Here is a 6,977-nt window from a genome sequence, read left to right on the forward strand (position 1 = left end):
GGCCTCCGGAACCTCGTGCGGACATTCGCCCGCATCCATGAGCGTGGGGAGGCGGAAGCCCTTCAACTCATTGGGCTTTTGAAACCCAGCCAGACGCTCAATTCACAAAGTGTCGGGTATTGAGCCCAGGGCCACCACACTCCAGGCCCGGTGACAATCTCATGTGAGGGTCATCGCCTGCAGAGCCTGTAGCTCGGTGAACCAAGCATGAGAATCACCACCTGAGCAATTTGAGAGGCATCCAGTGGCTGTCGTGAAAACCAGCGCCGATATAAGAGCGCACCCAGAAACCCGGCAATCAGTAGATCGACATCGATGTCATCTGACAACGCTGCCCGAGTCCTTGCTGCGGTCAAGATCGTCCGAAGACCGGCGGCTGAAATAGAAGACCTTATGCAGCTTCTGGAGAAGCGCCACTGCGAGGAGTTCTGCGTCCGAGATTTTCTCGTGCGAATGAAGCAGTTTCGGTGGAAGGTGAGGCAGGGTCCAGTGACTGAGCGTGGTGAAAGCCACAGGGAGCGGCAGTAAAGTGAGATCGGGACGGCCCATCGTACCGTCCCTCTCGCATTGTCTGCCGCTCAGGTCAACCTCTTATGTAGTACGTCTGGGTCCATTCCTGATCAGAATGGAGATTGCCAGGCCAGTCCGAGCCGCCAAGTCCGCGTCAACCCTAGGTTCAACAAAACCGTCGAATAGACAGGACCAGCTCGGGCGCTCTTCTCGAAGACTGAACGCTATCAAAGGCCACCAAGCCTGCACCATAAGAGCCAGTGCCGAGAGAGCCCGACCTGCCCCCTTTTCTCCAGAAGGTTTTTATGTTTGCCCTCGGCCTGGACATCGGAAAAGACTCTCTGTACGCACATTTACAGCTCAACGAGGATCTAGAACAGTCACTCCATGACCTTCCGAACACGCCCACCGGATTCCAGCGTCTCCTGCATTGGGTAGGGCAACACGATGTGTCGCCGTCAGAGCTGCACGTGGTGATGGAAGCCACCGGCGTGTACTGGGAGCAGTGCGCGAACTTCCTGTTCGGTGCTGGCTGCACCGTCAGCGTGGTGAACCCCACCAGCATCAAATACTTCGCCCGCGCCAAACTCAAACGGGGCAAGACAGACCGGATGGACGCAGCGGTCATTGCCCTGTATGTCGCCATGATGCGGCCGAGCACCTTGGTCACCGCCCAGTCCAGCGCTGCAAGAACTCAAGCAACTCGTTCGTGAACGCACGGCGTTGCAGGGAGCGCTGACACAGGATCAGAATCACCTGCACGCCTCAGAACGCCGGCAGCATGAAAGCCAGACGGTTGTGGCATTGCTCAAGACTCGCCTTGCCCTGCTGAAGCAACAGATCTTGGAGCTCGAAACGGCCATCCGTAGCCTCATACACGCGAATGACGCGTTGCGCGAGCCATTTGATTTATTGACCAGCATTCCTGGGTTCGGCTTGATCACTGCGGCGTCCGTGTTGGCAGAAACAAATGGGTTTGCCGTGCTGGAGACCGGCAAGCAAAGAGCAGCTCACGCTGGCATTGCTCCAGCGCCATTTCAGTCGGGCACGAGTGTCCATGGCCGAGGGCGCATTTCAAAGACAGGGAATGCTCACCTGAGGCGTTCCGCGTACCTTGCGGCCTTGAGTGTCACGCGAAACAAAGGGCATCTGGGTGACTTCTATCGTCGTCTGCGAGCCAATGGAAAGCCGCCCAAGGTGGCGTTGATTGCGCTCGGACATAAATTGTTGCGGACAGGTTTGGCCGTCGTGAGATCAGGGCAGCCATTCAGCGAAACGTACGTGAAACCAGCTTCACACCAGGTGTGAAGTGGTTCGGCGAACGGGCGACCACTGTAGACAACCTCCAAAAACTACGCTATCTATTCCCGGTCAATAACTGTGGTTGGGCGTTGCAGCAAGTTTAACCCCGCTCCTTGGGATAGAGTCTGAAGCAAGCAACAAACCGCAGGCTGATGGGGTCATCCAGGCAGATTCCATGCTGGTTCTATTGATTCACGCCCTCGAATTCATCTTTGGGAGGAACACCGTGCACAAGACCCTACTCGCCTTAAGCTTTGCGCTATTCGCTGGTTCCGCTCTTGCAGAAGGAACACTTGTGTTCGGGTTGGGCGGCGATCCAGTCAGCCTCGACTCGGGAACGATTAGCGACGGCAACTCGGCGCTGGCCCAAATCTTGACGTACGACTCTCTGGTGAAATTTAAAAAGGGAACCAGTGATGTGGCGCCCGGTCTGGCGCTCCGCTGGACATCAAATGCCAATGCAACCCAGTGGACTTTTATTCTTCGTCAGGGCGTCAAGTTTCAGGACGGAACGCCCTTCAACGCAGACGCAGTAGTGTTCAACGTCAACCGGTGGTGGGACCCCAATGCCCGCGCCGGAGCCAAGGAACAGACCAAAACGTTTACGTCCTGGCAATTCATTTTTGGAGCCTTCAAGGGAGACAAGGACAGCCTTCTGAAAGAGGTTCGCAAAGACGGTCCGTACAAGGTGACCTTCGTGCTCAACCGTCCGTTCAATCCTCTGCCGGAAGCCCTTGCCACGCCCTTTTTCGGTATCGCATCGCCGACAGCCGTGACGAAAGGAGGCGCAAAATACGGTACCCCGGCCTCCTTGCCAGTCGGAACCGGCCCATTCCGGATGCGTTCCTGGACCACAGGTGATCGCATCGTCTACAGCACCAACACCGACCATTGGGGAAAGAAAGCGTCCTACGATCAACTGATTTTGCGGTTCATCAAGGACCCCAGTGCCCGGTTCAATGAGCTGCGTGCTGGAGGCATCGATTTCACGAGTGATCTCAACCCTGACCAGTTGGGGGCCGTGCAGGGCAACAAAGACCTAACGGCGGTGATCGTGCCTTCATTCAATGTGGGCATGATCAGCATGAATATCACCAACAAATACCTCGCCAATCCTAAGGTGCGGCAGGCCATCAGCATGGCCATCAACAAAAGGGAAATTGTTCAGGCCTTCTGGGGCAGCCTTGGCGTGACAGACGCCAGCTTTTTGCCCCCTGCGCTGAAATGGGCCAACAGCCGAACCGTGCCTGCCGATTACAAGTTTGATCCGGCGGCGGCCAAGAAACTGCTGGCCGAGGCAGGCTATCCAAACGGCTTCAGCCTCGATTTCTGGTACATGCCTGTGAGCCGCCCCTACTTCCCTACACCCAAACCTATTGCGGAAGCAGTGGCCGCCGATCTAGGGGCCATTGGGATCAAGATGAACATCAAAACCGAGGACTGGGCCAAGTATCTTGAAGACCGCAACAAAGCCCCGGGATTTGACATGTACATGATCGGCTGGACCGGTCCGTACGCTAGCCCCTACAACTTTTATGGCTCCTATTACGGGGAGAGCGCGTCGCTGGACAGCGGTTACAACAACAAACGGCTGGATGACCTCATGGCCGCCGCCGCCGCCGCGAAGACCCGTGCAGACAGTGCTAAGGCCTATGCGGAGATCCATCAGATCACCTACGGCGCCAACGTCCGGTTGCCCATCGTGCATTCCCAGCCTCTGGGAGCAGCCAGAAACTACGTGAAAGGCTGGGTCCCGGGTCCATCCTTGCTTACGCCCTTTGAGGAGATCACCATCAAGGACAAGAAATGACCTCCTCAGCCCAAGGAGAGCACAGCAACGCCCGTGGGTCGGGGATGGCAGAGGTGGCCGCCATTGAAGAGCAGGTGATCGCTTGGCGCCGTCATCTCCACCAGCACCCCGAGCTGTCATTCCAGGAACACCGTACCGCCGAGTATGTGGAAACACAGCTCCGCAGCATGCCCGGCCTCGATATCCGACGTCCCACGCCAACGAGTGTGCTGGCTGTTCTGCGCGGCGGTGCAGGCCCAGGCAATACGGTGTTGCTGCGTGCAGACATGGACGCCCTGCCGATTGAGGAAGAAACGGACCTTCCCTACACCTCACAGAATGCCGGGGTGATGCACGCCTGCGGCCACGACGGGCACACGGCGATGCTGCTGGGCGCGGCCAAACTATTAAGTGAGCGCCAGGCGGCACTGCGCGGGGAGATCCGTTTTATCTTCCAGCACGCCGAGGAACTGTTTCCCGGAGGCGCACAGGAATTGGTCGATGCCGGCGTCATGGAAAGAGTCCAGTACGCCGTGGGAACGCACCTGTTCTCCTCCATCCCGGTGGGAATGGTGGCTCTTAAAGACGGTCCGCTGCTGGCCGCTCCCGACGCCTTTGAGATCGCCATTGTTGGTCGGGGCGGTCACGGGGCTCAACCCAACACCGCAGTGGATCCGATTGTGATCGCCGCCCAGGTGGTGCTGGCCTTTCAGACCATTGTGGCGCGGCAGATCGATCCCCTCCAGCCCGCCGTTCTCAGCGTCACCACCATCCACGCCGGTACTGCGCACAACATTATTCCCGAAACCGTCACGCTGACAGGCACGGTTCGGACGTTTGACACAGAGTTGCGAATCACCATTCCGGCCCTCATGGAACGCCTGCTCAAAGGGATCACCGAGGCTTACGGGGCGTCTTACCGCTTCGAATACAACCAGGGATACCGGGCACTGCACAACGACCCGCAGGTCACGGAGGTGCTGCGTGAAGTGGTCCGCGAGACCGTAGGCGCAGGCGTCCTCTTTGAGCCGCCTGCCAACATGGGTGGAGAGGATTTCAGCGCCTACCTGACTAAGGCTCCGGGGACCTTTGTCATCATTGGCGCCGGCAATGTCGATGCGGGCATCACCGCGCCGCACCACCATCCGAAATTTGCCATTGACGAACGTGCGCTGGGCACTGGAGTGGCCATCCTGGTCGGAGCCGCCGAACGGCTGAGCGTATTCGCAGGGTCTCCAAACAGTTCGGGCCATGCACATTGAAGCCCGGCTCCGCGACCTCGGCTTCAGTCTGCCGCCCCCGCCTCAGCTGCCAGCAGGCACACGTCTGCCATTCACCGCCGTCCGCCTGATCGGGGATCGGGCGCTGATCTCCGGTCATGGGCCACAAGCACCAGATGGCACGCTCGCTCCACCGGGCGGCAAGGTGGGCACTGAGGTCACCGCAGAGCAGGCCCATACAGCGGCCCGTCTGGTCGCGCTCTCGGTCCTTGGCAGTCTGCAACGCGCCCTGACCGATCTTGACCGCATCACGGCCTGGGTCCGGGTTCACGGCATGGTCAATGCCGCGCCGGGCTTTACAGCGCTGCCAGACGTCATTAACGGCTTTTCAGATCTCATTCTGGAGGTGTTCGGTCCCCAGATCGGCCAACATGCCCGGTCGGCGGTCGGCATGGCCGAGCTCCCCTGGAATATCCCGGTCGAGGTTGAGGCAGAAGTAATGTTCCGGCCCTGATGAAGCGGATGCCGCTCTTTCAGGGCACGAGCGACTCCCTGAAAAACCGAACGAGGTCGCGCCGAGCCGCTTCCCGGGCTTGTGGATGAGGGGCCGACAACCCCTCGCCTCCCTTCCCCTGGTACAAGAAGGGGTCAACATAACGGTAGGGCGCTTCCAGCATATTGAACCCGTGCTCGGCGTCAGGGTAGACCTGAACGGTGACGAGCGCGCGGTCGACCACGTCCAATGAGGCGGCCAGTCGCGGTGCTGTGTCTGCGTCTGCATCGTAACGGTCCCGACCTCCGGTAAAAATCTTGACCGGGGTTCCCGTCAGATTCCCAAATTCGTAGCCCGGTACCCTGTTGTAGATCCAGCAGGCTGGATAGAAGGCGGCGTGCGCTGCGAAGCCCTCGCCTGCGGGCAGGTATTGGGCGTTGTACCGCTGGGTCGCGCTCAGCATCGTGACGACACCTCCCCAGGAAAAGCCCATGATACCGAGACGTCCGGCATCTACCTGTGGCAGGTCTGCCAGGAAGCGGTAGGCGCCGTAAGCATCGGGCAGGTTGTCCCAGGCGGCTTGAGGTCGTCCTTCCGATCCACCTGCGAGACCACGCGCCCCCCACATGTCAATTTCAAGTGTCACAAAGCCCGCCAGGTTCAGGTCAAGGGCATGCAGTACACCCCGCGAGTCTATGCCGGCCGAGCCGTGCAGAATCACGACGGCAGGCAGCGGTCCAGACACGCCCTGTGGCACCTGGAGTTTGCCAGAAATCTGCAGTCCATCAACAGAGGCAGCAGGGTACGACACGAAAGTGCTGTACAGGGTTGGGTAGTCGGGGAGCGAGGTGTCGAGGAGGTTCAAGCTTAGCTTGGGGCTATCAACGTCACTCATGAATTGTCTCCTGGGGTTTGGTCACGGATGAGGTTAAGGCTCACGAGATCGGCAGGAAGTGGGGAGACTTGGGAACTCTTGCTCACCGAAAGGATGGAGCTAAGGTCCTGACCAGCGGCACAATGTTGCGGAACTCCGTCCCTGAACCGCCGCTTCAAGTTGAACGCGGCTCAGATCATCAGTCTTCAACGCTGGAGCCTCGCTGCTCCCAAGAGGGTCACAAGGCCGTGGATGGAACTGAAGAGGCGACAACTTCAGTACTGGACATCTTAGGTTTTTGATCGACTGAGACGCCACTGTTCATTTTCTAGCGTTGACCACATTTGGGGCAGCACATGAGCGGCATCACTGGTTTGTGACGACCCACGATGCCGCTCTCGCTGAGCCTACCAAGCTTGTCGACCTGTTGAAAGTCCGAGTTCCCTTCCTCCGGCGCGACACGCTGCAGCGTGTCGCTGACGTGATCGAAGCCCTGATTCAAGCGCAATCGACCTGTCACCGAGTGTTGGGCACGTTCCTCCCCAATGAAGCGTCGCCTGAAGCCCGAAAAAAGCGGATACACCGGTGCTTTCAAGATGAGCAACTGACGGATGACGTCTTCCTCCAGGTGCTCTTCCCTTTGTTACCCCCAGGAAAGCTCGTTCTCGCTCTGGATCGAACCAACTGGGCCTATGGGAGCCAGCCCCTGAATCTCCTGGTCTTGGGCGTCGTCCTACACGGCTTTACCCTGCCTCTGGTCTGGACGGCGCTCTCCCACCAGGGCAGCAG

Annotated in this window: 6 protein-coding genes and 2 pseudogenes; 6 read left to right on the plus strand and 2 right to left on the minus strand. The window is 58.9% G+C overall.

The window, feature by feature from the left end; translation table 11 throughout:
• Window positions 1–372: 372 nt before the first annotated feature.
• Window positions 373–549: pseudogene (locus tag F561_RS30250) on the minus strand (IS982 family transposase); the annotation flags it as partial.
• A gap of 266 nt (window positions 550–815) precedes the next feature.
• Here F561_RS30250 and F561_RS26815 point away from each other — a divergent pair.
• The 5 genes from F561_RS26815 to F561_RS0123855 all read left to right on the plus strand — a co-directional run bounded on the left by F561_RS26815 (window position 816) and on the right by F561_RS0123855 (window position 5,335).
• The gene (locus tag F561_RS26815; RefSeq protein WP_040381912.1) at window positions 816–1,223 is read left to right on the plus strand and encodes an IS110 family transposase; all 408 of its coding nucleotides are present in this window, start codon (window positions 816–818) and stop codon (window positions 1,221–1,223) included.
• Between the two features lie 85 nt (window positions 1,224–1,308).
• Window positions 1,309–1,818, plus strand: a complete 510-nt coding sequence (locus F561_RS27615) for a transposase (RefSeq protein WP_169389576.1) — start codon at window positions 1,309–1,311, stop codon at window positions 1,816–1,818.
• Between the two features lie 220 nt (window positions 1,819–2,038).
• Window positions 2,039–3,622 carry an ABC transporter substrate-binding protein gene (locus F561_RS0123845; RefSeq protein WP_026299185.1) on the plus strand — a complete coding sequence of 528 codons (1,584 nt, stop codon included), beginning with the start codon at window positions 2,039–2,041 and terminating at the stop codon, window positions 3,620–3,622.
• 44 nt (window positions 3,623–3,666) lie between these two features.
• Complete coding sequence (locus tag F561_RS0123850) at window positions 3,667–4,863, plus strand: M20 family metallopeptidase (protein WP_019012478.1); 1,197 nt, start codon at window positions 3,667–3,669, stop codon at window positions 4,861–4,863.
• Window positions 4,853–5,335, plus strand: a complete 483-nt coding sequence (locus tag F561_RS0123855; RefSeq protein ID WP_019012479.1) for a RidA family protein — start codon at window positions 4,853–4,855, stop codon at window positions 5,333–5,335. The genes F561_RS0123850 and F561_RS0123855 overlap by 11 nt, the downstream gene beginning before the upstream one ends.
• A gap of 19 nt (window positions 5,336–5,354) precedes the next feature.
• Here F561_RS0123855 and F561_RS26825 read toward each other — a convergent pair whose 3' ends face one another.
• The gene (locus F561_RS26825; RefSeq protein WP_019012480.1) at window positions 5,355–6,209 is read right to left on the minus strand and encodes a dienelactone hydrolase family protein; all 855 of its coding nucleotides are present in this window, start codon (window positions 6,207–6,209) and stop codon (window positions 5,355–5,357) included.
• A gap of 355 nt (window positions 6,210–6,564) precedes the next feature.
• On the opposite strand from F561_RS26825, the pseudogene F561_RS29790 reads away from it, so the two are divergent.
• A pseudogene (locus F561_RS29790) lies at window positions 6,565–6,977 on the plus strand (IS4 family transposase); the annotation flags it as partial.

The organism is Deinococcus aquatilis DSM 23025 (assembly GCF_000378445.1).
Taxonomy (GTDB): domain Bacteria; phylum Deinococcota; class Deinococci; order Deinococcales; family Deinococcaceae; genus Deinococcus; species Deinococcus aquatilis.